Here is a 25658-nt window from a genome sequence, read left to right on the forward strand (position 1 = left end):
GCGTGGCATCCCGAGAACGGGTGTCGCACCTCTCGTACCGCCCCAAGGCCGGCGAGATCCCCACCAACCCGGGGGTCTATCGCTTCCGCGACGCCGAGGGGCGCGTGCTGTACGTCGGCAAGGCGAAGAACCTCCGCGCACGCCTGTCGAACTATTTCGCGCCCCTGCACTCCCTGCACGAGCGCACGCGCCGGATGGTCACGACCGCGGCGAGCGTGGAGTGGACGGTCGTGCCCAGCGACATCGACTCTTTGCAGCTCGAGTACATGTGGATCAAGGAGTTCGACCCGCCCTTCAACGTTCGCTACAAAGACGACAAGTCGTATCCCTTCATGGCGATCACCCTCGCCGACGAGGCGCCCCGGGTGATCGTCACGCGCAATCCGAAGATCCGCGGAGCGAAGTACTTCGGGCCGTATCCCAAGGTGTGGGCGGTGCACGACACGATCGACCTGATGATCAAGGTCTTCCCGATCCGCACCTGCAGCGACTCGTCGTACAAGAAGGCGATGGCGTCCGGCCGGCCCTGCTTCCCGGGCCAGATCGGGCGCTGCGGCGGCCCCTGCTCGATGAAGGTGACGATCGAGGAGCACCGCGCGATCGTGAACGACTTCGTCGCTTTCATGTCGGGCGGTGACCAGCGCTTCGCGAAAGAGCTGACCTCCCGCATGAAAGAGGCCTCGGCGGCGATGGACTACGAGTCCGCCGCGCACTATCGCGACCGTCTGCAGGCGATCGACGCGGTGCTCGGCAAGAGCGCCCTGGTTCTCGCCGCCGACACGGACGCCGATCTGTTCGGCATCGCCGAGGACGAGCTCGCCGCGACCGTGCAGCACTTCGTCGTGCGCGGCGGTCGCGTGCGCGGTGTGCGGGCGACGACGATCGAGAAGGAGATCGACATCTCGGGCGCCGACCTCGTCGATCAGGTGCTGCAACGTACCTACGGCGACGCCGACGCGAGCGACATCCCGCGGCAGGTGCTCGTTCCCGAGCTGCCCGACGACGCCGAGCAGCTCGAGGACTGGTTGCGCGAGCGACGCGGTCGCCCCGTGACCCTGCAGGTGGCCCAGCGCGGCCGCAAGGCCGACCTGCTGAAGACCGCGACCCTGAACGCACAGCAGGCGCTCATGCTGCACAAGACCCGTCGCACGAGCGACTACGTCGCCCGGTCGCAGGCCCTCACCGACCTGCAGGAGGCGCTCGGCATGACCGAGGCGCCGCTGCGCATCGAGTGCTTCGACATCTCGCACCTCGCGGGCACCAACGTCGTCGCATCCATGGTGGTGTTCGAGGACGGGCTGCCGCGCAAGGACCAGTACCGCTCCTTCGGGGTGGCCGAGACGACCGACGACACCGACTCGATGTACCAGGTGCTCACGCGGCGCCTCGCCTATCTCGACCGACCCGACGAGATCGAGCCCGAGACGATCGACGGGGCGATCGTGGCCGCCCCCGACTCCGAAGAGGCGACGGCCGACGGCGAGGTGGTGACCGCCCGCAAGCGGCCGCGGTTCGCCTACCGGCCCCAGCTGCTCGTCGTGGACGGCGGCCAGCCCCAGGTCGCCGCCGCGGCCCGCGCCCTGGCCGACGCCGGGCACGAGGAGATCGCGTTGTGCGGCATCGCCAAGCGCCTCGAGGAGGTCTGGCTTCCGGGGGAGGAGTACCCCGTGATCCTGCCGCGCACCTCGGAGGCGCTGTACCTGCTGCAGCGCTTGCGCGACGAGGCCCACCGGTTCGCGATCGTGCACCAGCGCAAGCGCCGCAAGCGCGACATCACGAGCGTGCTCGCCGAGGTGCCCGGTCTGGGAGACGCGCGTATCAAGGCGCTGCTGCGTCATTTCGGGTCGGTCTCGGCACTGAAGAACGCCTCAGCCGACGAGATCACGGCGCTGCCCGGCATCGGTCCGACCCTGGCCGAGGCCATCCACACGCACCTGGCTCGGTAGGCTGGACGCAACGACGGGAGGCGATCGCCATGGAACCGGCACGCGACGACGAGCCAGGAGAGGTGCTGATCGTCACGGGCATGTCGGGGGCCGGGCGATCCACGGTCGCGAACGCCCTCGAAGACCTCGACTGGTACGTGGTCGACAACCTTCCGCCGCGCATGTTGCGCCCCCTGCTCGAGCTCACCGAGCTGGCCGGCGGGGCTGTCCCGCGGGTGGCGGTCGTGGTCGACGTGCGCGGTCGCTCGCTCTTCGGCGATCTGCCCGAGGCGATGCGGACCCTGCAGGCCAACCGGCAGGTGCGGGTGGTGTTCCTGGATGCCAGTGACGCGGTGCTCGTGAGACGGTTCGAGGCGGTGCGCCGGCCGCACCCCCTGCAGTACGACGGCACGATCCTCGACGGCATCCGGCGTGAGCGGGAGAGGCTCGCCCCCGTGCGCGAGGCCGCCGACGTCGTGATCGACACCTCGGCGCTCAACGTGCACCAGCTCTCGCTCCGCACGGTGTCGCTGTTCGGCGAGGAGGGCGCCGCGAGGCACACCGTGACGCTGATGAGCTTCGGATTCAAGTACGGGCTGCCGCCCGACGTCGACCTCGTCGCCGACATGCGGTTCCTCCCGAACCCCTTCTGGAACGACGAGCTGCGCGCCCTCACCGGAGAAGACCCGCGCGTGCGGGAATACGTGCTGGCTCAGGACGGCGCGGCCGACTTCCTCGACGCGTACGCGGCGGCATTGCGCCCCGTCATGGAGGGCTACCAGCGCGAGAACAAGCGGCATTCCGTCGTGGCGGTGGGCTGCACCGGGGGCAAGCACCGCTCGGTCGTGATGGCCCGGGAGTTGGCTGCACGTCTGTCCGATGTGCCCGGGGTGGCCGTCCGTGTGGCTCACCGCGACCTCGGTCGCGAGTAGGCTGTACCGTCGTCCCCGCCGCCCCCACCCGAGGAGAACCGTGCCGCTGACCGCCGACGTGAAGGCCGAACTCATCACCGTTCGCGACCCGCGCCCGACCGCGCGCGTCGCCGAGCTGACGGCCCTCCTGCGCTTCTCCGGCGGTCTGCACTCCATCGCCAACCGTGTCGCGGTGGAGGCCGAGCTCGACTCCGACATCCTCGCGCGCCGCGTGGCTCGCGACCTCATGGAGCTCTACGGCGTGCGTCCCGAACTGCACCACGTGCAGGGTTCCGGAGGGCGCACGGGCGGTCTGTTCGCGGTGCGGGTGATCGAGGCGGGCGAGACCCTCGCGCGGCAGACGGGGCTGCTCGACCAGCGCCGCCGCCCCGTGCGCGGTCTGCCGAACAAGCTCACGACGGGCTCGCGCCCCGACCTCAGCGCCATCTGGCGCGGGGCGTTTCTCGCCGCGGGCACGCTGAGCGACCCGGGCCGTTCCGCCGCCCTGGAGATCTCGTGCCCCTCCTCCGAGGCGGCCATGGCCCTCGTCGGTGCCGGTCACCGCATCGGCATCCCGGCCAAGGCCCGCGAGGTGCGCGGCGTCCCGCGCGTGGTCGTGCGCGACGGAGAAGCCATCCGCGGCGCTCTGTACGAGATGGGTGCGCGCCGCACCGCGGGCGAGTGGGACCAGATGCGCCAGCGCCGCGAGGTGCGCGCGGGTGTCAACCGCCTCGTCAACTTCGACGACGCGAACCTCCGCCGTTCGGCGCAGGCCGCGGTCGCCGCGTGCGCCCGCGTGGAGCGTGCCCTCGAGATCCTGGGCGACGACGTCCCCGACCACCTGCAGCAGGCGGGGGAGCTGCGCCTGGCGCACCGCGACGCGTCGCTCGACGAGCTCGGCCACCACGCCGACCCGCCCCTCACCAAGGACGCCGTCGCCGGCCGCATCCGCCGCCTCCTGGCGATGGCCGACAAGAAGGCCGAGGTCGAGGGCATCCCCGGCACCGAGGCCGCCGTTCCGGTGGGTGCCGAGGACTGAGCGCGAGACGGTGACCGTGGGCATCCCCGGCCCCGAGGCCGCGGTTCCGGTGGGTGCCGAGGACTGAGCGCGAGACGGTGACCGGATGCCGCAGGTCCCGGCATCCCGAGCCTGTTCCTGCCCGACGCGCCCGGGCGACTATCTTCCGTCATTCGGGGAAGCAACCCCGGTGCGCCGTGGTTGGCCCTCAGTAGGATGAAATCGTCACCCTCGCTGCTCGATCCCTCGGCACGTCGTCACGGCGAAGAGGTCTCGGCAGCGCCCGATTCGGAAGTTGAGATCATGGCGAAGTACACGCTGCCCGAACTGCCCTACGACTACTCGGCGCTGGAGCCGCACATCAGTGCGACCATCATGGAGCTGCACCACAGCAAGCACCACCAGACCTACGTCAACGGTGCGAACACCACTCTCGACCTCCTCGCCGAAGCGCGTGAGAAGGGCGATTTCGCGAACATCAACCGCCTGCAGAAGGACCTCGCGTTCAACCTCGGCGGCCACACGAACCACTCGATCTTCTGGACGAACCTCTCGCCCAACGGCGGCGACAAGCCCACCGGCGACCTGGAGTCGGCCATCGACGACCAGTTCGGGTCGTTCGACGCCTTCCGCGCGCAGTTCACCGCCGCCGCCCTCGGCGTGCAGGGCTCGGGCTGGGCGGGTCTGTTCTGGGACTCGATCGGCGAGAACCTCGTCATCCAGCAGTTCTTCGACCAGCAGGGTCAGATCGTCGCGGGCACCGTTCCGCTGCTCCTCCTCGACGTCTGGGAGCACGCCTACTACCTCGATTACAAGAATGTCCGCGCGGATTACGTGAAGGCGTTCTGGAACATTGCGAATTGGGACGACGCCCAGAAGCGCTTCGCGGCCGCCCGAGAGAAGACCACGGGTCTGCTGGTACTGTCGTAAACGGTGCGGCGTCCCGGTGGGACACCCACCGGGACGCCGTTGTCCGCCAGCGAAACACCGCAATCACGCGCTTATCGCGCACAACTGATTCAGGAGAAATTCCGTGACCGTCAAGATCGGAATCAACGGCTTCGGCCGTATCGGACGCAACTACCTCCGCGCGGCTCTCGCGCAGGGTGCCGACCTCGAAATCGTGGCGGTGAACGACCTCACCGACAACAAGTCGCTGGCGCACCTCCTCAAGTACGACTCCGTCGGCGGCGTGCTGACCGAGGACGTCTCGTACACCGCAGACTCCATCACCGTCGGCGACAAGACCATCAAGGTCTTCGAAGAGCGCGACCCGGCCAACCTCCCCTGGGGCGAGCTGGGTGTCGACATCGTCATCGAGTCCACCGGTCGCTTCACCAAGGCCGAAGACGCCAAGAAGCACATCACCGGTGGGGCCAAGAAGGTCCTCATCTCGGCGCCCGCCACGGGCGACGACGCGACCATCGTCATGGGCGTCAACGAAGAGACCTACAACCCCGAGACCGACGTCATCATCTCGAACGCGTCGTGCACCACGAACTGCCTGGCGCCCCTCGCCCAGGTGTTCAACGAGGCCTTCGGCATCGAGCGCGGCTTCATGATGACCGCTCACGCCTACACGGCCGACCAGAACCTGCAGGACGGCCCGCACAGCGACCTGCGTCGTGCGCGCGGCGCGGCGATCAACATCGTCCCCGCCTCGACCGGTGCCGCCAAGGCCATCGGCCTGGTGCTGCCCGAGCTCAACGGCAAGCTCAGCGGCTCGTCGTACCGCGTTCCGGTTCCCACCGGCTCGATCGTCGACCTCACGATCATCACGCCCACCGAGGGCCTGACCGTCGACCAGGTCAACGAGGCCTACAAGACGGCCGCCGCCGAGGGTCGCCTCAACGGCATCCTGCAGTACACCGAGGACCCGATCGTCTCGAGCGACATCCAGGGCAACCCGCACTCCTCGATCTTCGACGCGGAGCTGACCAACGTCAGCGGCAACCTCGTCAAGGTCTCGTCGTGGTACGACAACGAGTGGGGCTACTCCAACCGTCTCGTCGACCTGACCGAGTACGTCGCCGAGCGCCTGTAATCCTTCATGGCTCTGCGCACCCTCGATTCGCTGGGGTCGCTGGCCGGCACGCGCGTCATCGTCCGTTGTGATCTCAACGTTCCCCTCAAGGACGGGATCATCACGGACGATGGCCGCGTGCGCGCGTCGCTGCCGACCCTCAACGCACTGATCAACGCCGGCGCGCGTGTGGTCGTGTGCTCGCACCTGGGCCGCCCCGACGGGGCGCCCGACCCGAAGTACTCCCTCGAGCCGGTCGCGCAGCGCCTGTCCGAGCTGCTCGGCCAGCCGGTCGCGTTCGCTCGCGACACGGTGGGCGAATCGGCTCAGGATGCCGTGGCCTCGCTGGAGGACGGCGAGGTCGCCGTCATCGAGAACCTCCGCTTCAACGCGGGGGAGACCTCGAAGGACGAGTCCGAGCGTCAGGCCTTCGCGCGCGAGCTCGCCGGTCTCGGCGACGCCCTCGTCTCGGACGGCTTCGGCGTTGTGCACCGCAAGCAGGCGAGCGTCTACGACCTCGCCCAGCTGGTGCCCTCGGCCGCGGGCCTTCTCATCCAGAAGGAGCTCGAGGTCCTCGACCGGCTCACCGAGAACCCCGAGCGCCCCTACACGGTCGTGCTCGGCGGCTCGAAGGTCAGCGACAAGCTCGGTGTCATCGAGCACCTGCTCCCGCGCGTGGACAAGCTCCTCGTCGGCGGGGGCATGATGTTCACCTTCCTCGTCGCCGAGGGGCACAAGGTCGGCTCGAGCCTGCTCGAACAGGACCAGATCGACACCGTGAAGGGCTACCTCGCCACGGCGAAGGAGCGCGGCGTCGAGATCGTGCTCCCCGTCGACGCGGTCGTCGCGGCGTCGTTCTCGGCGGACGCCGAGCACGTGGTCGCCGACAGCGACGCCCTCGAGGACACCGCGTTCGGTGCCTCGGGTCTGGGCCTCGACATCGGCCCCCGCACCGCGGAGATCTTCGCGGACGCCATCCGCGGCTCGCGCACCGTCTTCTGGAACGGCCCCATGGGCGTGTTCGAGATGAAGGCGTTCGAGGCCGGCACCAAGACCGTCGCCCAGGCGCTCACCGAGGTCGACGGCCTCAGCGTCGTCGGCGGTGGCGACTCCGCCGCGGCCGTGCGTCAGCTCGGCTTCGCCGACGAGGCGTTCGGCCACATCTCCACGGGTGGCGGCGCCAGCCTGGAGTTCCTCGAAGGCAAGAAGCTCCCCGGACTGGAGGTCCTCGGATGGCAGTGACCAGAACCCCCCTCATCGCCGGCAACTGGAAGATGAACCTCGACCACCTGCAGGCGGTCGCGTTCGTCCAGAAGCTGCACTGGACGCTGAAGGAGGCCAAGCACGAGACCGGAAGCGTCGAGGTCGCGGTCTTCCCGCCGTTCACCGACCTCCGCACCGTGCAGACGCTGCTCGACGCCGACAAGATCGACTTCGCCCTCGGTGGCCAGGACCTCTCGGCCCACGACTCCGGCGCGTACACCGGCGAGATCTCGGGTCAGTTCCTGGCCAAGCTCGACGCTAAGTACGTGATCATCGGTCATTCCGAGCGTCGCCAGTTCCACCACGAGACCGACGAGGTCATCGCGGCGAAGACCCAGGCGGCCCTGCGCCACGGTCTCGTCCCGGTCATCTGCGTCGGCGAGACCTCGGAAGACCTCGAGAAGTTCGGTGCCAGCGCCGTTCCCGTCGGTCAGCTCGAGGTCGCTCTCGAGGGTGTCGCAGCGGATGCCGACATCGTCGTGGCGTACGAGCCGGTCTGGGCCATCGGCTCGGGCCAGGCGGCCACGCCCGATCAGGCCCAGGAGGTCTGTGCGAAGCTCCGCGCCGTCGTCGCCGACAAGCTCGGCGCCGACGCCGCAGCGCGCACCCGCGTGCTCTACGGCGGCTCGGTGAAGTCGGGCAACATCGCCGGCTTCATGCGCGAGCCCGATGTCGACGGTGCCCTGGTGGGTGGCGCGAGCCTCGTCGTCGACGAGTTCGCCGCGATCATCCGCTTCCAGAAGCACGTCGGCGTCTGACACCGACTCGGGTGCCCGCGGCTCTTCGCCGCGGGCATCCGTGCGTCTGGGGCGCCTCCCCGTATACTTGTCGCTTGTGCGGTCGACCCGATCGCTACGAAAGGCTTTCGACTGTGCAGATTCTCGAGTTCGTCCTGCAGGTGCTCCTGGGCATCACCAGCCTCCTGCTGACCCTCCTCATCCTGCTCCACAAGGGTCGCGGCGGCGGTCTGTCCGACATGTTCGGCGGCGGCATGAGCTCCGCCCTCGGTTCGTCGGGCCTCGCCGAACGCAACCTCAACCGTTTCACGATCGTGCTCGCGCTGGTGTGGTTCGTCACCATCGTCGGTCTCGGTCTGCTGACCAAATTCGCGGAGATCTGACATGGCCACTGGAGGCAATGCCATCCGTGGCTCGCGCGTCGGCGCGGGCCCCATGGGCGAGCAGGACCACGGCTTCCACGCCGATCGCGTCGCCGTGTCGTACTGGGACGCCCTGGGCAACGAGACCGTCCGCTACTTCGCGGCGGGCATCCCCGACGACGAGATCCCCGAGACGATCGACTCGCCGCACTCCGGTCTCCCGGCCGGTCGCGACAAGGCGAACCCCCCGGCCCTGGCCAAGGCGGAGCCCTACAAGACGCACCTCGCGTACGTGAAGGAGCGCCGCAGCGACGAAGAAGCCGCCTCGCTCCTCGACGACGCTCTCCAGCAGCTGCGCGAGCGTCGCGGACAGTAAGTCCCGCGCACGCGCACGACAAGAGGGCCGGATGCCATGGCATCCGGCCCTCTGCGTGTACGGCGTCCGCTCAGCGGACGGGGGAGTCCGTCACGAGCTTCGTCCACGGCCCGTCGGGGACGTCGGAGTCGTCGATGAACGCCCAGTCGACGCGGTCGTCGTCGCCGTTCAGCTCGGTGAAGCCCAGGCACCCGTTGAGGGCGGGCGAGACGTCGAGGCCCGCCCCGTTGTACCGGGAGTTGGCCGGTCGGCGATCATCGGTGCCGAAGACGTAGGCGGCGTCGCGGTACTCGCCGGGCCCGGCGTCTTCGATCTGGCCGTAGCAGGTGCGCCCGTCTTTGCGCAGGACGACCCAGCGGTTCTTCATCAGGCTCGCCGAAGGGTCGTCGACGAGCGAGGAGTAGGCGGGGTCCGCCGCCCACGGCACCACCTCGCCCCGCGTGGCGAAACCCTCGTCGTCGTTGACGTCATCGAAGGGCAGGTCGAGGTAGAAGGGGTTCTCGTGCGGCGTCATCGCGGTGGGGAAGTATCCGGAGTCGGCAGTGCGCGCTTCGGTCCGGCAGTCGTCTCCGTCGACGATGCCGTCGCACCCGCCGTACGAGCCGAGCCAGTCGGAGTCGTACGTCGAGATGCGCTGGCTGCCGTCGGAGGCGTTCGGGTCGAACACCTCGCCGACCCAGAACGTGGTGGCGACGATGTCGGTGTGCCACGGGTACCCGGTGTCGGGGCGGGGAACCTCGGGCGGGGCGCACGCCGACAGGCCGACGGCGGCGACCACCACGAGGGTGATCGCCGCCGCCGGCCGCAGCGTCCGCGTCATCCGGCGACGTCGCTCTCGGTGGGGTGGACCTTCTCCACCGGCCCCTGCGGGGCGGTCGCCTGCATCGTGGCGGACGAGGGAGCCGTCGTGGTGGCGGCGGCCAACGCCGGGGCTCCGGCGCTGTCGTAGAGCTGCAGGTCGTCGGTGCGGAGGGTTCCGTTGCCGAAGATCGTCAGCGCGAAGCTGATGCCGTTGTAGCCGGCGGGGATCGCCGCGGTCGTCCAGTCGGCCTGCGTCCAGTCTGTCGCCGAGCCGAACCACGGGCTCGACGTCCAGTAGGTCCACGTGCCGCTCGTCGAGCGGAGGTAGACGGCGAACTGCGTCACGCCACTGGACTGGTACCACTCGCGAAGTGTGTAGGTCTTGCCGGGCGTGACCGTGGGCGAGCATTGCCCGAGATCGAACTGCGGGAGGAGCTTGGCATCCCCGTCGACATAGTTCGACATGGTGATCCCGCTGGCGATGTTGCCCGTGTGAGCGGGCGAGCCCGTGCTGAAGGCGGGCGAGTTGTTTCCATACCCGCCCTTCATCCAGCAGTCCGGCGCCCCGGTCTCGAGGCTCGGGTTGACGATGCCGTTGGTCGAGCCCGTCACGGCCGGCACCGAGGGACCGTCGACGAGGGGCTTGGCGGCTCCCCCGATGACGTCGCCGATGGTCTTCACGACCGTCCCCGCCGCCTGCCGCGTCTTCAACCAGGACGCGAACTGAGAGAACAGCGAGGTGGTCACCGCCAGATCGCTGCAGGCGTTGTCGCAGATGTCGTGGAAGGTGTACTGGACCCACCCTCCGCCGTTGTTCTCGGCGTTGGTGACCCCGGCCTTCAGATCGTCGAGCGTCCAGGTCGCGTCGACCTGGTCGAGGGCCTTCAGTGCGTACTTGTCGGCGGGGCGGGTGGATTCGGCGTAGGCGCAGTCGGGGCAGCCGAAGCGGCTGCGGATGTCTCCGAGCAGACGCGCGCTGTTGTACCCGCAGTTCTGCGCGGCCTTCTCGACCGCGGGGTCGGCGGAGGCGAAGGGGTACGCGAAGCTGCGGACCGTGAAGCCCCACGACGTCAGGTTCTTGCGGTCGGTGCAGATCTGGCGGGTCGCCTCGTCACCGCTCACCTGCGTGAGATCGGGGTGGTTGACGGTGTGGCCGCCGATCTCGTGCCCCGCGTTCTTCAGGGTGGTGAGGTCGGCGCGGGTCATGTGGCCCGTCGCGCCGATGAACCCGGAGTTGATGTAGAACGTGCCTTTCATGCCGTTGGCTTTCAGGGCCGGCAACGCGTTGAGCTGGTCGGAGTTGCCGTCGTCGAAGGTGAGGCTGACGATCGTGCGGGTCGCGGCCTGGGCCGGGGCCGGAGGGGTGAGCGCGACGAGCCCGCCCGTTCCCACGGCGACGGCGGCGAGCACGGCCAGCGCCCGTAGTCGTCGCCGCGCGGGCGCGGCGTGGCGATTCATCATGGGGGAGTCCTTTCGGGGGAGGAGGGTCCGCCTGCGGACCGAGGAGGAGGTGGGGCCCGTACCGACGGACGCGACCGTGCAGGGCTTCACGAGACCGTCACCGACTTGGCGAGGTTGCGTGGCTTGTCGACGTTGCGACGCAGTCGCAGCGCGAGTTCGCGGGCGAACATCTGCAGCGGGACGACGGTTTCGAGGGGTCCCCACGAGGGTCCGGTCCGCGGCAGGTTCATCGACAGGCCGCCGACGTTCAGCATCCGCTCGCCCACGCGCAGCACGCGTCCACCGCGGGCCAGGACCTCGGCGATGTCGACGTCGAGGCGCGGATCGCCGTTGTCGACGACGAACACCGGGGTGCCCACGTCCACGAGCGCGAGGGGACCGTGCTTGAGTTCGCCCGCGGCCTGGTGCTCCGTCCAGCGGTACGACAGCTCCTTCAGCTTCAGCGCCCCCTCCGCCGCGTACACCAGACCGGAGCCGCGGCCGAGGAAGAGGAAGCCGGGCGCGTTGACGAACTCGGCGGCCAGCTGCGCCGCGCGCCCGCGCCAGGTGTCGAGGGCGGAGGCGAGGGCGTCGGGCGTGGCGGCGAGAGCGCGCAGGTCCGTCTCGAGTGCCACGGCATCGATCCGCGCCGAGGTCGACAGTCCCGACAGGGCGAGGCACGCCCCGGTGAGCACCTGCGCGACGAACGTCTTGGTGGCCGCGACGCCGATCTCGGGTCCCGCGAGGCAGTCGAGGGTGGCGTCGGCCCGTCGAGCCAGGGTCGACGAGGGGTTGTTGGTGAGGGCCAACAGGGTGCGACCGCGCTCGGGGAGGCCGTCGAGCGCCCGCAGGACGTCGGCGGTCTCGCCGGACTGGCTGAGCGCGATGACGAGCGTGCGCGGCTCCCAGACCTCGTGCGCCGCCTCGCTCGCGATCAGGGTGCGCGCGGGCAGACCCCCGAGGCGCGAGAAGATGCCGGCGACGGCCCTTCCCGCGTGCAGCGACGTGCCGCACCCGAGGATCGTCACGCGGTCGATGTCGTCGAGCGGGGGGAGGCCGACACCGCGCCAGAGCAGGCCGTCCGCGATGCCGGGGGTGAGTACCTCGAGCACCCGCCGCGCCACCGCGGGCTGCTCGTCGATCTCGTTGCCCATGTGGTCGCGATGGCGCCCCTTGCTCGTCAGGAAGGCCGTCTGGGGCACCGGCCACAGGCCCCGGGGGCGGCAGCTGCCACCGGTTCGGTGCCACCGCATGCCCTCGGTGTCGATCTCGACGACGTCGTCGTCTTCGAGCACCCGGAACGTCTCGACGACCGGGGTCACCGCGCCCACGTCGCTGGCGAAGTACGCCCCCTGCTCGCCTTCGGCGAAGATCAGCGGGGAGCCGTGCGCGGTCCCCGCGAGCGCCCCCGTGCGCGTGTCGAGGGCCACGATCGCCCACGACCCCTCGAGGCTCGTGACCGCGTCCGCGAGCGCGTCGCCCAGGCCGACCCCGGGTCGGTGCGCCTGCTCCAGCAGGTGCACGATCACCTCGGTGTCGACGTCGGTGGCGAAGCGGTGCCCGCCCGTGACCAGCTGGGCGCGCAGCAGATCGGCGTTCTCGATGATGCCGTTGTGGACCACGAAGAGACGACCGCTGCAATCCTCGATCGGATGCGCATTGCGTTCGCTGACACCGCCGTGGGTGGCCCAGCGAGTGTGTCCGATCGCGGCGGTCGTGGCATCCGTCCCCGACTCGCCCGAACGCACTGCGTCGGTGAGGGATGCCACGCCGTCGAGGGTGCGCACGTGCAGGGCCGTGCCGTCGGGCTGACGGGCGGCGATGCCGGCGGAGTCGTAGCCCCGGTACTCGAGGCGCTCCAGCGCGGAAAGCGCGCGCGAGGCGGCGGCGGTGGGCCCGCGGTACGCGGTGATCCCGCACATCAGATCACCCCGCGGAAGGCGCCGACGCCCGAGAGCGGCATGGCGTCGGAGCCCAGGCGCTCGCGCGAGAGCAGGTCGGCGGCGACGCGCATGATCGTGGAGGTGAGCGAGGTGTGCGGCTCGTAGCCCACCAGGTCGTGCGCCTTGGTGTTGTCGGGGACGCGACGGCGCATGTCCTCGAAACCGGGGGCGTAGGCCTGCTCGTAAGGGACCAGCTCGATCGTGCTGCGGCTGTCGAGGACGCGGATGATCTCGCTCGCGAGGTCGAGGATAGAGATCTCTCGCGCTCCGCCGAGGTTGTACGCCTGGCCGCGTGCGCGCGGATCGCGTTCGATGGCCACCATCGCGGGGACCACGTCTTCGACCGCCGAGAAGCACCGCGTCTGCTGGCCGTCCCCGAACACGGTGAGGGGCTGACCGCGCAGCGCCTGACCCACCAGATTCGGCAGGACCATGCCGTATCGGCCGGTCTGGCGGGGGCCGACGGTGTTGAACAGACGCACGATCGAGACGTCGAGACCCTCCTGGTCGGAGTAGGCCTTGGCGAAGGCCTCGTCGATGCCCTTCGCTCCGGCGTAGGTCCAGCGCGAGAGCAGCGGGTCGCCGAGGATGCGGTCGGAGTCCTCGCGCAGGCGGTCGGCGGTGTTCTTGCCGTACACCTCGCTGGTCGACACCATCAGAACCGACGCCTGGTGCTCGATGGCCGCGGTCAGCACGTTCTCGGTGCCGTGGATGTTGATGCGCAGACCCCGCAGCGGCTGCTCGACGATGAGCTTGACGCCCACGGCGGCGGCCAGGTGGAAGACGCGGTCGCAGTCCTTCATGGCAGCGCTGACGGTCTTGGTGTTCAGGATCGAGCCGTGGATCATCTCCAGCCGCGGGTTGTCGGCGACGCCGGCGAGGTTGCGCGCCGAGCCGGTGGAGAGGTCGTCGAGCACCACGACGTCGTCACCGAGGTCGAGCAGGTGCTCGACGAGGTGGCTGCCGACGAAACCCGCGCCGCCGGTGACCAGCGTCCGCATCCGCGCCTTCGCCGCGCCCGGGTAGATCTCGACGCCGCTCACAGGAGCACCCGCCCGGCGATGTCGTCGCTGCGGTAGGTGCCGTCGACCACGACGGAGTCCGCGTCGAGCCAGTCGAGGTCGCTGTCGTGATGCCGCGTGTGCACGAGCACGACGTCGGGGTGGAACGCGGCCGGGTCGGCCAGGGAGTCGCGTTCGCGTCCGGAATGCAGATGGATGTGCGGCGCGTGGGTGTCGACGTACTGCACCTCCGCGCCCACGTCGATGAGGAGGTCGATGATCTCCAGCGCGGGGGATTCGCGCAGGTCGGCGACGTCGGGCTTGTAGGTCACCCCGACCACGAGCACGCGCGCACCCAGGGTGCCCTTGCCCGCTCGGCCGAGCACGTCGCGGATTCGGTCGACCACGCGACGGGGGCGCGCGGCGATGCGGGTCATGGCCTCGGTGATGACGCCGGCGTCGACGTGCAGGGCCTTCAGCTGCCACAGCAGGTAGTGCGGGTCGCACGGGATGCAGTGTCCGCCCACGCCCGGGCCGGGGTAGAAGGCCATGAAGCCGTAGGGCTTGGTGCTGGCGGCCTCGATGACCTCGGTGACGGGCACGTCGAGCGCGCCGCAGATGTCGGCGAACTCGTTGGCGAGGGCGATGTTGACCGCGCGGAACGTGTTCTCGAGCAGCTTGGTCATCTCGGCGGTGGCCAGGCTCGACACCCGGTGCACGCGCGCGGCGTAGCGGGCGAGCAGCCGCGCTCCCTCTTCCTCGCACTGCGCGGTGGCTCCGCCGACCACGCGGGGGACGATCTCCTGAGCGAAGCCCACGTTGCCGGGGTCGATGCGCTCGGCGCTGAAGGTCACGAAAACGTCGCGACCGATCTGCATACCGCGCTCGCGGAGGGGCTCTTCGACCAGGTCGTGCGTGCACCCCACGTAGGTGGTCGAGGTGAGCATGATGAGCTGGCCGGGCCGGGCGGCGGCGACGACGGTGGCGCACGCCGCCCGGAGCGCGGTGAGGTCGGGCACCTGCTGGTCGTCGACGGGGGTGGGCACGCACACCACGATCGCGGCGGCACGGCTCAGTTCGCTGGTGTCGCTGGTGAGGCGGAATCCCGCGGGGGCGTGCAGGGCGGCCTCGAGGCGCTCCCGGTCGGATTCGATGAGGTCGGCACCGCGCGCGGCGATGGTGCGCAGGCGCCGAGGCGAGACGTCGAGGGCGAGCACCCGCGAGCCACTGGCGTGGTAGGCCAGGGCCGTCGGGAGCCCCACGTAGCCCAGCCCCACGATGGCGACGTCGAAGTCGAACGTGCGCGTCGGGGCGGGATCCGGGGTCAGCGGCGCGGCGATCACGTCGGCCCGGACATCGAGAGTGGACATCTTCATCCTCCAAGGCAGGGTCCGAGAGGGCGGCGGGGGAATGCACGCCCCCTCGGACGTTCGGGGTGGTGGGACGCGTCCGATCGGGTGTCGGCGTCGGTCCGGGGATCACACTGCGACCCGGCCCCGGCGGGGGTCAAGAACGCCGGGCGGATCATGCGGGTTGCCGCCGACCGCACCGGCGGAGTGCGGGAAACCGCACGCCGGTGTGCGGGGGCATTGCGGTCGGACGAGCGCCGGTCCGCCGTAGCGTCGGTACGAACCCCTCGACCCGAAGAGGAGGGATGCCATGACCCCTGCCGTCGTGATCCTCATCGCCGTCTGCACGATCGGCGTCTCGACCCTCGTGTGGGGCACGGCGGCGATGTGCCGCCTCGCCGCGCGGGGGCGCTCGGCGCGCGGGTTGCTCACGCCGTCGATGTTCTACCGTCCCGACGAGGTGGCGGTGCTGATCGCGGCGCACAACGAGGAACTCGTCATCGCCCACGCGGTCGCCGCGGCCCGGCGTCTCGTGCCCGCCCGCAACGTCTTCGTCGTCTCGGACGGCTCGAGCGATGCGACCGTGGAACGCGCCCGGGCCGAGGGCGCCACGGCGTGGGATCTCACCCCCAATTGCGGCAAGGCCGGGGCCATCCGCGCGGGCCTCGAGCATTTCGGCATCCCGTCGCGTTTTCCGCTCCTGCTGCTGCTCGACGCCGACTCCCGGCCGCGGCCCGACTACCTCCGCACGGCGCTGCCGCTGTTCACCGACGAGGGGGTGGTCGCCGTCGCCGGCCGGGCGACGACCGCCGCCGACGCGCCGCACACCCGCATGGGGCGCTTTCTCACGGCGTACCGCGAGCGCACCTACGTCTGCACGCAGTACCTGCACAAGTTCGGCCAGGCGGCGCGGGGAGCGGATGCCGTGGCGATCGTGCCGGGATTCGCGAGTCTCTACCGCACCGACGTGCTCGACCGCATCGACATCGACGCGCCGGGGTTGTCGATTGAGGACTTCAACATGACCTTCGAGGTGCACGCGAAGCGGCTGGGGCGCATCGCCTTCGACCCCGAGTGCGCGATCGCCGAGACCCAGGACCCCGCCGTTCTGCGCGACTACTCCGCCCAGGTGCGGCGGTGGAGCCTTGGGTTCTGGCAGACGGTGCGCCGGCACGGGGTTCGGCCCGGTCTGTTCTGGGCGGCGGTGGGCGTGTTCGCGCTCGAGACCGTGGTGTCGAGCCTCGTCCTCGCGGCGATCCTGCCGCTTCTCGTGGTGGCCGCGGCGGCGGCGCTGGTGGGACCGGTCCTGCCCGGCGAGGCCGGAGAGGTCGCGGCGACCGTGGCGGCCGCTCTCCCGGTGGGCCCGCTGGTGCTGGGCTTCGTGGTGGTGGATGCCGTGATGACGGCGTTCGCGTGCGCGATCTCGCGCGTGCGGCCCCGGGTGTGGATGCTGCTGTTCCCCCTTATGCGCGTCTGGGATGCCGTGCTGTGCCTGCGGGCGCTGACCGCTGCCCTGGGGCGCCCGTCCGACGGCCGGTGGCGCAGCCCCGACCGCCGCGCGGCCGCACCCGCGTTGCAGCCCGCCGCCTGAGTCGGCGCGTCCGTCTCCGGCCGGCGCGCCCCCGGCCCGTCCGTCCCCCGGCCGGCGTGTCCCCGGCCGCGCGACCGTGGAGCCGTCAGCGGGTTCGCCGAGCCCTCGGCATCCGTCCGCTCAACTCGCCGCGTTGTTCAGCGTCGCGATCAGGTGCGCGCGCGAGCTGACCCCGAGCTTGCGGTAGATCCCGGTGAGCCGCAGCTCGACGGTGCGGAGGGAGATGTAGAGGGATGCCGCGATCTCGCGGTTGCGCATGCCCTTCTCGACCAGGGCCACGACGTCGCGTTCCTGGGCGGTGAGGGAACGGCTGTGCGTCTGCGCCCGCGGCATGGGGCGCAGGGCGAACCGGTCGCCGGTCGTGCAGCGCTCGCGCGCCTGCATCAGCCGATGACGCTCGGCCGGGGCGTCGTCGGTGCGGTAGACGAGCTCGGCCGCGCGGAATGCGCCGCTCTGGTCCTGGTCCGAGGCGCAGACGGCGCGCGAGCGGGCGAGAGCGAGAGTCGTCCACCGGCGGGGGGAGCGCTGCGCGGTGTCTTCGAGCCCTCGCAGTTCCTGGCGGGCCTCGTCGCGATGCCCGGCCAGCCAGAGGGCTTCGATGAGGTCCGCCTCCACGCGCATCAGCGCGGGGTCGTCCGTCCCGACGACCTCGCGGGCCGCCCGCAGCGATGCAGCGGCGTCGTCGTACCGGCCCGCGGCGAGGGCGAGGCCACCCTCGATGATCGCGAACCAGGGCAGCAGCGTCGGCGTTCCCTCGCGGCGACACATCTCGCGCCCCCGGCGGACGAGGTCGCCCGCCTCGGGGTCGAGGGGATCGAGGGCCGCGGCCGCGGCCAGCACGAGGATCGTGGCGACGTCGACGGTGCGCCCGTCGGCCCACTCCCGACGCCACGCGGTGACGGCCTCCCGCGCACCGACGGGATCGCCCCCGCGCACCTCGGCCGTCACGAGCAGGCACAGCAGCCGATCCCTCCACAGCGGCGCCACGCGGGGGGCGCGGTCGAGCAGGCTGCGGATGCGACGGCGCACGGCGGCGTACTCCTCGCGCAGGATCGCGGCTCCGAGATCGAGCACCTCGTGCTCGATGGCGACCTCGGTCTCGGTCGACGCGCGGGCGACCCCGGTGTCGATGCTCACCTCGGTGAGAGTGTCGGCCCCGAACTCTTCGAGCAGTCGTGCCAGCAGCGCGGTCTGGGTCGCGGCGACGCCGAGCTCGACGGCCGTCTCCCTCAGTTCGCGCGCCCGCTCGGGCTCCCCGTGCCACAGGTGCATGAGGGCGCTCTCGCACAGGACCTGCTCGGTCATGTCCGGATCGTCGGCGTCGACCACGGCGGCCAGAGCGGTCTCGTCGACCACGTGCTCGATGGCGGCCGCGGCCCGCAGACGTGCCAGGGCGGCGCGGGCGCGCAGGTCGGGATCGCTCGCGCGGCCGGCGCGCCGCAGGTAGTGCCGCCCGTGCACGTGCTGACCCTGCAGGACGAGGGCGTCGGCGAGGTCGATGAGGTGACGAGAACGCGCGTCGGAATCGAGGTCTCCGGCCAGCGCCCTTTCGGCGAACTCGATCGCGCCGAGGTGGTCGCCGCCGCGGGCGAGGTCGACGGCCGCGACGAGCAGGCGCTCACGGTCTGCCTCCGGTTCGGCGAAGCTGGCGTGCCACAGGTAGGTGGCGGGGTACGCTTGCGCGTGGACCTCGGCCGCGCGCCCGTGGAGTCGTCGACGCTCGTCGGCCGACAGCGCCGCGTGGTGGCGCAGGCGGCGGGCGGGGTCGGCGATCCGGGCGAGCTCGCCGTGCACCGAGACGACCCCGTCGTCGATGAGGGCGTCGAGATCGACCCCCAGGCGCTCGGCCTCGACCATCAGCTTGTCGGTGCCGAACACCGGCCCGATGCAGAGCTGGTCCAGAAGCGACTTCACACGCGGGTCGGGGGTCTCCCGGCACTCGCGGCGCCGCAGGGGCCGGTTCTCCGTGAGGCGCAGGGGGAGAGGCAGCGAGCTATCGCCGGCGACCTCCGCTGCGGTCAACCGTACCCGGACGATGCTGCCGGGGTGACCGCCGGTGAATTCGGCGACCGTGTGCACGACAGCCCGCGAGGCCGACGGTCCGAGCACCGAGCGGGTGAGCTCCACCGACTCGTCGAACGACAGGCGCCGGATGCGCGTGTGGGCCATGCCGGTGAAGTCGAGGCGGCTGACCGCCGCGTCGGCGGTGGCGATCACGGTCAGGCCGGTGCCGCGCAGACGACCGAAGACGAACGACAAAACCGTCACGCTCGCGCTGTCCATGCCGTCGAGGTCGTCGATGACGAGAACGGCGGGTTCGTCGTGGACGAGGTGCAGGGTCCTGCTGAGCTCCTCGGCGAGGAGGTGCTCCGGCCAGTCGCGACCGCCGGTGAGCAGGCTGTCGATGGCCGTCCCGCGCGCGCCGCCGAGTGAGGCGGCGACCGCCGACAACCCCGAGTACGGCCACATGCGCTCGCTCGGGCTCGCCGACACGACGACCGTGTCGTTGCGCGCGGCGATCTCGCGGGCCAGGGAGGTCTTCCCGACTCCGGGTTCCCCGACGAACAGACGCGCCGAACCGTCACGTGCTGCGATGTTGCTCTCTGCGACCTGCGTCTCTCGGCCACGACCGAAAAATGGCATCCGAACGCTCCCTACTGCGTCGGCCGGTCGCCGTGATTCGACCCTTTCGGCTCGAGCCCCGTCGACCGGACCAGGATGCCCCCCACCGGAAAGGGTAAGACGGTGTCGCCCGGATGACAATGGGTGGGAATCCCCTAGAGACAGAGCCCCCGGAACGGAGAAGACCGGATGCCGCGGGGCATCCGGTCTTCTCGTGCGCGGAGAGGCGCGCGGGGTGGGCGTGCGCGGGGGTCAGTACTCGCGGTCGATGAGCTGGGGCGGCACCTGATCGGCCGCGACCTCGTCGACGAAGAACGCCGTACGGCGGCGTCCCTTGGCGCCGGCCGCGGGAACGCTCTGATAGCTCGCGCCGGCCAGGGCGAGCCCGAGGGCGGCGGCCTTGTCGACACCCGCCACGACCATCCACACGCGCTTCGACGAGTTGATGACCGGCCGCGTGAGCGACACCCGGTCGCTCGGCGGCTTGGGGGAGTTGCGCACCGGGACGGTGGCCCGATCGGTCACCGATATCTCGGGGCGGTCGGGGAACAGCGAGGCGATGTGCGCGTCGGGGCCTACCCCCAGGAAGCAGATGTCGAAGGCCGGCCAGGGCCCCGTCTCGCTGCGGTCCGAGGGGGCGAACTGGGCCAGCTCGTCGGCATAGGCGATGGCCGCGGCGTCCAGGTCGAGCCCGTCCTCGCTCGAGGCGACGGTGTGGACGTTCTCGGCCGGGATGTCGAGGTGGTCGAGGAACGCCTCGCGCGCCTGCTTCTCGTTGCGGTCGTCGGAGTCGCGCGGGACGAAGCGCTCGTCGCCGAACCAGAAGTGCACGAGCGACCAATCGATCTGCCCGATGCGCTCGTCGCGCGCGGCGGTGCGCAGGACCGCGCCGCCCATCGTCCCGCCCGTCAGGCACACGTGCATGCGCTTGCCCTCGGCGACGCGCTTGACGATGCGATTGACGAAACGCGTCGCGACGTAGGACGCCAGGGTGTCGGCATCCGGCTTGATGATGACCTGCTTGACCGAGCCGTTGTCGGTCATGACGCGTCCCGCTCGCTCGCGGCCACCAGCAGGTCGTGCCCCTCGGTGATGACGCGCCCGTACAGCAGGTCGGGGTCGAGACGTCGCAGCTCCTCGGCGAGGCACTCGCGCAGCGTCCGCCGGGGGAAGGCCAGGTCGTGCGTGGGCTGACCGGGCTGCGTCAGGACCGCGACCCCGGGCTCGGGGCGCTCGAGCAGCGTGTCGCCGCTCGGTCGCGTCAGACGAACCGACTTGATGCCGTTCGCCCACTCCTCGGCGGGGAGGTAGGCGTAGTCGACCGGGGCCTCGAGCTTCATCCCCAACCACGCCGCGAGCAGCGCCGTCGAGGGGGAGTCGGCGGCACCGCGGACCTCGATCGCCGTGACGGGCTCGTACGGCGGCTGGTCGAGGACGGCGGCCAGCTGCTCGCGCCAGCGCGTGACGCGCGTCCACGCGAAGTCGGTGTCGCCGGGGGCGTAGTGCTCACCGAGGTGGGCGACCCACGCGGCGGGGTCGGCCTGCGAGGAGGCGTCGGTGATGCGACGCTGGGCGATACGACCGATGGCCGAGCGCGAGGGGTCCTCGGGTGCGTCGGCCGGCCACCAGGCGACGACCGGGGCGTCCGGCAGCAGCAGGCCGGTGACCAGGCTCTCGGCGTTGGACCCCGCGGCACCGTGGGCGCGCAGCACCACGACCTCGCTCGCACCGGCGTCGCCGCCCACGCGGATCTGCGCGTCGAGTCGGGGCTCGTCGTCGTCGTCGCCGAACAGCACGGCGATGACGCGCATCGGGTGCTCGCGCGAGGCGTCGTTCGCGGCCTCGATGACCTCTTCCTCGGCGCCGTGGTGCGTGACGATGATGAGGGTCAGCACGCGCCCGAGGGCGACGGCGCCGCCCTCTTCGCGCACGCTCACGAGCTTCTTCGAGATGGCGCTGACGGTGGTGTCGGGCAGATCGATGATCACGGGCGTCTCCAGGTGCGACCGTCGCGGGCGAGGAGTTCGTCGGCGGATGCCGGACCCCACGAGCCGGGCGAATACTGTTCGAGCGGACCGCCCTGAGCGGCCCAGAACTCCTCGATCGGGTCGAGGATCTTCCAGCTGAGCTCGACCTCTTCGTGACGCGGGAACAGCGGCGGGTCTCCCAGCAGCACGTCGAGGATGAGGCGCTCGTAGGCTTCGGGGCTCGCCTCGGTGAAGGCGTGCCCGTACCCGAAGTCCATCGTGACGTCGCGCACCTGCGTGCCGTCACCGGGGACCTTCGAGCCGAAGCGGATCGTCACGCCCTCGTCGGGCTGCACGCGGATGACGAGCGCGTTCTGCCCCAGCTCCTGCGTCTGGCTCTGCGAGAACAACTGCTGCGGAGCGCGCTTGAACACGACGGCCACCTCGGTGACACGGCGACCGAGGCGCTTTCCGCTACGGACGTAGAACGGCACGCCCGACCAGCGGCGGGTGTTGATCTCGAGCTTGATGGCCGCGTACGTCTCGGTGACGGACTGCGGGTTCATGCCGTCTTCCTCGAGGAAGCCGAGCACCTGCTCGCCGCCCTGCCAACCGCCGGCGTACTGCCCGCGCGCGGTGGCCTCGGCGAGGTTCTCGGGCACGCGGACCGCGGCGAGCACCTTCTCCTTCTCGGCGCGGAGGTCGGCGGCGTTGAAGCTGATGGGCTCTTCCATCGCCGTGAGCGCGAGCAGTTGCAGCAGGTGGTTCTGGATGACGTCGCGTGCCGCGCCGATGCCGTCGTAGTAGCCTGCGCGGCCGCCCACGCCGATGTCTTCCGCCATCGTGATCTGCACGTGGTCGACGTAGTTGCGGTTCCAGATCGGCTCGTACAGCTCGTTGGCGAAGCGCAGCGCGAGGATGTTCTGCACCGTCTCTTTGCCGAGGTAGTGGTCGATGCGGAAGATCGAGTCGGCCGGGAAGGCGCTCTCGACGACCTCGTTCAGCTCGCGGGCGGAGGCGAGGTCGTGACCGAACGGCTTCTCGATGACGACGCGGCGCCACCCGGTGACACCGTCGGACTCGTCTCCGACCAGGCCCGAGGCCTTCAGCTGCGTGGTCACGAGCGGGAAGGCCTTGGGCGGGATCGACAGGTAGTAGGCGTGATTGCCCATCGTGCCGCGCTCGGTGTCGAGCTTGTCGACCGTCGCACGCAGACGCTGGAACGCCTCGGGGTCGTCGAACTCACCCTGCACGAAGCGGATGCCCTCGAGGAGCTCCTTCCAGGTCTCCTCGCGGAACTCGGTGCGCGCGTACTGCTTCACCGACTCGTAGACGACCTTCGCGAAGTCCTGGTCCTCCCAGTCGCGGCGCGCGAAGCCCACGAGCGCGAAGCCCGGGGGCAGCAGGCCGCGGTTGGCGAGGTCGTAGACCGCGGGCATGAGTTTCTTGCGCGAGAGGTCGCCGGTGACGCCGAAGATCACCAGGGCGCTGGGCCCGGCGATCCGACTCAGACGGCGATCCTCGGGATCGCGCAACGGATTGTGACCCGGAGTGATCTCTACGACCATGCTTACTGCGCCGCCTCGAAGAGTGAGAGCACCTCGACCTGCGGGTCGGTCAGCGTCAGCGTGACGACGGGACGGCCGTGGCCCTCCGCCAACACGCTCGCGTCGCCCGCGGCCTGTGCCTGGATGAGTTGTCCGAACGTGAACGGACGACCGGGGATCTCCAGGTCGACGTCGGTGCGTTCGAGGATCTGGAGGAACACGCCGGTAGCGGGACCCCCCTTGTGGTATTGCCCGGTGGAGTGCAGGAATCGCGGTCCCCACCCGAACGTCGTGGGGCGACCGGAGTCGGCGGCCACGAGTTCGCGCAGACCCGCGAGCTGGGCGAGCTCGAGCCGGTTCACGTAGGCCTGCACACTGACGTACCCGTCGGCCGGCACCGTCCGCCAGAGAGCCGCGAGGACTCCCGCGACCGTCCCGCCGGCGGCGAGGGCCGGGTCGGAGACGCGTACCTCGACACCGCCGTCGACGAAGGCCGGGGCGGTGGGGGCGGGCTGCGCGTCGAGAAGACCGCGCGTGGCCTCCTTGGCCGACTCCACGTCGGGCTGATCGAAGGGGTCGATGCCCAGCAGGCGTCCGGCGATGGCGGTGGCGTACTCCCACACGACGAACTGCGCACCGAGCGAGCCGCTCACCAGCACCTCGCCGGTGTGACGCTCGAACAGGTGGAACGCGTCGGCGTCGTCGACGAAACGCACGACCTGCAGGTCGTCGGGTTTCGCCTCGAGCTCGGGCGAGACCGGGAGCAGGACGACGGGCAGGATGCCGGTGCCGTCCTTCCCCGTCGATTCAGCGACGAGCTGCTCGATCCAGTCGGGCAGCCCGATGATGTGGCTGCCGTCGGTGACCAGTCCGAGCTTGTCGCGGCGCAGTTCGCCGCCTCCGGCGATGGCCGCCGCCAGGACGAGGGCCGGGTTCTCCGGCGAGTCGATCGCGACCTCGAGGAGCGTGGCATCCGCCTCGTCGAGGAGGTCTTCGATGTCGACACCCGCGAGGCCGGTCGGCACCAGGCCGAACGCAGTCAATGCGGAGTAGCGGCCGCCCACGGTGGGGTCGGCGGTGAAGACGCGGTAGCCGTCGGCGCGAGCGGACTGCTCGAGCGGGGAGCCGGGGTCGGTGACGACCACGATCCGACCGGCCGGGTCGATGCCGAGGTCGCGGAACGCGGCTTCGAACGCCCGCTTGGCCGAGTCGGTCTCGATGGTCGATCCGGACTTGCTCGACACGACGAGCACCGTCTGCGCGAGCCCGCCGGACTCGGCGTCGCCGTCGATCGCCGCGAGCACCTGGCCCGGAGCGGTCGAGTCGAGGATGACGAGCGGAACGCCCGCCGACTGCGCGATGACCTCGGGGGCGAGCGAGGAACCGCCCATCCCGGCGAGGACGACGCGGGTCACGCCCTGCGCGACGAGTTCGTCGCGCAGGGCCGTGATCTCGGGGACGAGCGGGCGCGAGACGGAGACCGCCCGCACCCACCCGAGCCGACGCGAGGCCTCGTCCTCGGCGGCGACGCCCCACAGGGAGGCGTCGCCGGCGGTGATCCCCGATGCGATGAGCGAGCCCGTCAGGCCCGGCAACTCCGCGTCGACGACCGACTTGACGTGGCCGGTGACCTTGACGGCGAGAGTCACTGTGCGGCCTGGGCGCTTCCGGCCTGCAGAGCGGTCTTCACGGTGTCCTGCAGCTCGTGCCACGAGGCGATGAACTTCTCGACGCCCTCGTCCTCGAGCACCTGCGTGGCGTCGGTGACGTCGACGCCGGCCGCGGCGAGGCGGTCGAAGACCTCGTGCGCCTCGGCGTAGGCACCGGTGACGGTGTCGCCCGTGATCACACCGTGGTCGAACGTGGCCTCGAGCGTCTTCTCGGGCATCGTGTTGACCGTGCCGGGAGCGACCAGCTCGGTGACGTAGAGCGTGTCGGGCAGGGCCGGGTCCTTGACACCGGTCGATGCCCAGAGCGGACGCTGCACCGTGGCACCGGCATCCAGGAGCTCCTTCGCGCGGGGCTCGGCGAACTTCTTCTCGAAGAGCTCGTAGGCCAGACGCGCGTTGGCGATGCCCGCCTTGCCCTTGAGGGCTGCGGCCTCGTCGGTGCCGATCGCGGCGAGACGCTTGTCGATCTCGGTGTCGACGCGCGACACGAAGAACGAGGCGACCGACTGCAGGGTCGAGATGTCGTGGCCGGCGTCGCGCGCCTTCTCGACGCCCGCGAGGTAGGCGTCGATGACCTCTTCGTAGCGCTCGAGGCTGAAGATCAGCGTGACGTTGACCGAGATGCCCGCACCGATGACCTCGGTGATGGCCGGGAGGCCGGCCTTGGTCGCGGGGATCTTGATGAGGACGTTCTTGCGGTCCACGCGCGCCGAGAGGTCCTTCGCCTGCGCGACGGTGCCCTCGGTGTCGTGGGCGAGGTCGGGGGAGACCTCGATCGAGACGCGCCCGTCGACGCCGTTCGTGGCCTCGAAGACCGGCAGGAAGATGTCGCACGCGTCGCGCACGTCGTCGGTGGTGATCGAGAAGATCGCCTCGTCGACGCTCGCGTTCTGAGCGGCGAGCTCCTTGACCTGGCCCTCGTACGCCTCGCCCTTCGACAGCGCGCCGGCGAAGATCGTCGGGTTCGTGGTGACGCCCGAGACGTCGCGCTTCTCGATGAGCTCGGCGAGGTTGCCGGACTGGATGCGCTGACGCGACAGGTCGTCGAGCCAGATGCTGACGCCGGCGGCGGCGAGGTCTGCGGTGGGAGTGCTCATTGTCGTGGTTCTCCT

At 70.5% G+C, this 25658-nt stretch carries 21 protein-coding genes; 10 read left to right on the forward strand and 11 right to left on the reverse strand.

Annotated elements, in window-relative coordinates; genetic code table 11:
* The first annotated feature begins 2 nt into the window (after positions 1-2).
* The 9 genes from uvrC (at position 3) to F9B98_RS08770 (ending at position 8615) form a co-directional block, all read left to right on the forward strand.
* On the forward strand, positions 3-1946 hold the full coding sequence (uvrC, locus tag F9B98_RS08730) for an excinuclease ABC subunit UvrC (protein ID WP_191966752.1): 1944 nt from the start codon (positions 3-5) through the stop codon (positions 1944-1946).
* Positions 1947-1975: 29 nt separating this feature from the next.
* Complete coding sequence (gene rapZ, locus F9B98_RS08735) at positions 1976-2857, forward strand: RNase adapter RapZ (RefSeq protein WP_150956104.1); 882 nt, start codon at positions 1976-1978, stop codon at positions 2855-2857.
* A 40-nt stretch (positions 2858-2897) separates the two neighbouring features.
* Positions 2898-3875, forward strand: a complete 978-nt coding sequence (gene whiA / locus F9B98_RS08740; RefSeq protein WP_150956107.1) for a DNA-binding protein WhiA — start codon at positions 2898-2900, stop codon at positions 3873-3875.
* Positions 3876-4157: 282 nt separating this feature from the next.
* Entirely contained in the window at positions 4158-4784 is a 627-nt protein-coding gene (locus F9B98_RS08745; protein WP_150956110.1) for a superoxide dismutase, read from the forward strand.
* Between the two features lie 103 nt (positions 4785-4887).
* Positions 4888-5898: a type I glyceraldehyde-3-phosphate dehydrogenase gene (gap, locus tag F9B98_RS08750; protein ID WP_150956113.1), complete on the forward strand. Its 1011-nt coding sequence runs from the start codon at positions 4888-4890 to the stop codon at positions 5896-5898.
* 6 nt (positions 5899-5904) lie between these two features.
* Positions 5905-7119 (forward strand): phosphoglycerate kinase, encoded by a 1215-nt coding sequence (locus tag F9B98_RS08755; protein ID WP_150956117.1) that lies wholly within the window; start codon positions 5905-5907, stop codon positions 7117-7119.
* The gene (gene tpiA / locus F9B98_RS08760; protein WP_150956119.1) at positions 7110-7898 is read left to right on the forward strand and encodes a triose-phosphate isomerase; all 789 of its coding nucleotides are present in this window, start codon (positions 7110-7112) and stop codon (positions 7896-7898) included. Before F9B98_RS08755 ends, tpiA begins: the two co-directional genes overlap by 10 nt.
* 113 nt (positions 7899-8011) lie before the next feature.
* Positions 8012-8260 carry a preprotein translocase subunit SecG gene (gene secG, locus F9B98_RS08765; protein ID WP_056232190.1) on the forward strand — a complete coding sequence of 83 codons (249 nt, stop codon included), beginning with the start codon at positions 8012-8014 and terminating at the stop codon, positions 8258-8260.
* Position 8261: 1 nt separating this feature from the next.
* On the forward strand, positions 8262-8615 hold the full coding sequence (locus tag F9B98_RS08770; protein ID WP_055955187.1) for an RNA polymerase-binding protein RbpA: 354 nt from the start codon (positions 8262-8264) through the stop codon (positions 8613-8615).
* 70 nt (positions 8616-8685) lie between these two features.
* On the opposite strand, the gene F9B98_RS08775 is transcribed toward F9B98_RS08770, so the two are convergent.
* The 5 genes from F9B98_RS08775 to F9B98_RS08795 form a co-directional block, all read right to left on the reverse strand.
* Entirely contained in the window at positions 8686-9435 is a 750-nt protein-coding gene (locus F9B98_RS08775; protein ID WP_150956122.1) for a hypothetical protein, read from the reverse strand.
* A complete protein-coding gene (locus tag F9B98_RS08780) occupies positions 9432-10877 on the reverse strand; it encodes a polysaccharide deacetylase family protein (RefSeq protein ID WP_150956125.1) in 1446 nt (481 codons plus the stop codon). Before F9B98_RS08780 ends, F9B98_RS08775 begins: the two co-directional genes overlap by 4 nt.
* 86 nt (positions 10878-10963) lie before the next feature.
* Entirely contained in the window at positions 10964-12778 is a 1815-nt protein-coding gene (gene glmS / locus F9B98_RS08785; protein ID WP_150956128.1) for a glutamine--fructose-6-phosphate transaminase (isomerizing), read from the reverse strand.
* The gene (locus F9B98_RS08790) at positions 12778-13842 is read right to left on the reverse strand and encodes an NAD-dependent epimerase/dehydratase family protein (RefSeq protein WP_225310291.1); all 1065 of its coding nucleotides are present in this window, start codon (positions 13840-13842) and stop codon (positions 12778-12780) included. The genes glmS and F9B98_RS08790 overlap by 1 nt, the downstream gene beginning before the upstream one ends.
* On the reverse strand, positions 13839-15170 hold the full coding sequence (locus F9B98_RS08795; RefSeq protein ID WP_150956131.1) for a nucleotide sugar dehydrogenase: 1332 nt from the start codon (positions 15168-15170) through the stop codon (positions 13839-13841). The genes F9B98_RS08790 and F9B98_RS08795 overlap by 4 nt, the downstream gene beginning before the upstream one ends.
* Before the next feature lie 289 nt (positions 15171-15459).
* Here F9B98_RS08795 and F9B98_RS08800 point away from each other — a divergent pair, with 289 nt between their 5' ends.
* On the forward strand, positions 15460-16740 hold the full coding sequence (locus F9B98_RS08800; RefSeq protein WP_150956134.1) for a glycosyltransferase family 2 protein: 1281 nt from the start codon (positions 15460-15462) through the stop codon (positions 16738-16740).
* A 120-nt stretch (positions 16741-16860) separates the two neighbouring features.
* Here F9B98_RS08800 and F9B98_RS08805 read toward each other — a convergent pair whose 3' ends face one another.
* The 6 genes from F9B98_RS08805 to tal all read right to left on the reverse strand — a co-directional run bounded on the left by F9B98_RS08805 (position 16861) and on the right by tal (position 25643).
* Complete coding sequence (locus tag F9B98_RS08805) at positions 16861-19383, reverse strand: helix-turn-helix transcriptional regulator (RefSeq protein ID WP_150956137.1); 2523 nt, start codon at positions 19381-19383, stop codon at positions 16861-16863.
* A 231-nt stretch (positions 19384-19614) separates the two neighbouring features.
* Complete coding sequence (gene pgl / locus F9B98_RS08810; RefSeq protein ID WP_150956140.1) at positions 19615-20406, reverse strand: 6-phosphogluconolactonase; 792 nt, start codon at positions 20404-20406, stop codon at positions 19615-19617.
* Positions 20403-21350, reverse strand: a complete 948-nt coding sequence (locus F9B98_RS08815) for a glucose-6-phosphate dehydrogenase assembly protein OpcA (protein WP_150956143.1) — start codon at positions 21348-21350, stop codon at positions 20403-20405. The genes pgl and F9B98_RS08815 overlap by 4 nt, the downstream gene beginning before the upstream one ends.
* Positions 21347-22897 carry a glucose-6-phosphate dehydrogenase gene (gene zwf, locus F9B98_RS08820; RefSeq protein ID WP_150956146.1) on the reverse strand — a complete coding sequence of 517 codons (1551 nt, stop codon included), beginning with the start codon at positions 22895-22897 and terminating at the stop codon, positions 21347-21349. Before zwf ends, F9B98_RS08815 begins: the two co-directional genes overlap by 4 nt.
* Positions 22898-22899: 2 nt before the next feature.
* A complete protein-coding gene (locus tag F9B98_RS08825) occupies positions 22900-24525 on the reverse strand; it encodes a glucose-6-phosphate isomerase (RefSeq protein ID WP_150956149.1) in 1626 nt (541 codons plus the stop codon).
* Positions 24522-25643 carry a transaldolase gene (gene tal, locus F9B98_RS08830; protein ID WP_150956152.1) on the reverse strand — a complete coding sequence of 374 codons (1122 nt, stop codon included), beginning with the start codon at positions 25641-25643 and terminating at the stop codon, positions 24522-24524. The genes F9B98_RS08825 and tal overlap by 4 nt, the downstream gene beginning before the upstream one ends.
* Positions 25644-25658: the final 15 nt, after the last annotated feature.

The sequence above is a fragment of the Microbacterium testaceum StLB037 genome, from assembly GCF_008763945.1.
Classification (GTDB): Bacteria; Actinomycetota; Actinomycetes; order Actinomycetales; family Microbacteriaceae; genus Microbacterium; species Microbacterium testaceum_G.

Bases quoted from the DNA above. Each gene is read 5' to 3' on its own strand.
- rapZ (WP_150956104.1), top strand. From the start codon at position 1,976: ATGGAACCGGCACGCGACGACGAGCCAGGAGAGGTGCTGATCGTCACG.
- F9B98_RS08745 (WP_150956110.1), top strand. From the start codon at position 4,158: ATGGCGAAGTACACGCTGCCCGAACTGCCCTACGACTACTCGGCGCTG.
- F9B98_RS08755 (WP_150956117.1), top strand. From the start codon at position 5,905: ATGGCTCTGCGCACCCTCGATTCGCTGGGGTCGCTGGCCGGCACGCGC.
- tpiA (WP_150956119.1), top strand. From the start codon at position 7,110: ATGGCAGTGACCAGAACCCCCCTCATCGCCGGCAACTGGAAGATGAAC.
- F9B98_RS08770 (WP_055955187.1), top strand. From the start codon at position 8,262: ATGGCCACTGGAGGCAATGCCATCCGTGGCTCGCGCGTCGGCGCGGGC.
- F9B98_RS08775 (WP_150956122.1), bottom strand. From the start codon at position 9,435: ATGACGCGGACGCTGCGGCCGGCGGCGGCGATCACCCTCGTGGTGGTC.
- F9B98_RS08780 (WP_150956125.1), bottom strand. From the start codon at position 10,877: ATGATGAATCGCCACGCCGCGCCCGCGCGGCGACGACTACGGGCGCTG.
- glmS (WP_150956128.1), bottom strand. From the start codon at position 12,778: ATGTGCGGGATCACCGCGTACCGCGGGCCCACCGCCGCCGCCTCGCGC.
- F9B98_RS08795 (WP_150956131.1), bottom strand. From the start codon at position 15,170: ATGTCCACTCTCGATGTCCGGGCCGACGTGATCGCCGCGCCGCTGACC.
- F9B98_RS08800 (WP_150956134.1), top strand. From the start codon at position 15,460: ATGACCCCTGCCGTCGTGATCCTCATCGCCGTCTGCACGATCGGCGTC.
- F9B98_RS08805 (WP_150956137.1), bottom strand. From the start codon at position 19,383: ATGCCATTTTTCGGTCGTGGCCGAGAGACGCAGGTCGCAGAGAGCAAC.
- pgl (WP_150956140.1), bottom strand. From the start codon at position 20,406: ATGACCGACAACGGCTCGGTCAAGCAGGTCATCATCAAGCCGGATGCC.
- zwf (WP_150956146.1), bottom strand. From the start codon at position 22,897: ATGGTCGTAGAGATCACTCCGGGTCACAATCCGTTGCGCGATCCCGAG.
- tal (WP_150956152.1), bottom strand. From the start codon at position 25,643: ATGAGCACTCCCACCGCAGACCTCGCCGCCGCCGGCGTCAGCATCTGG.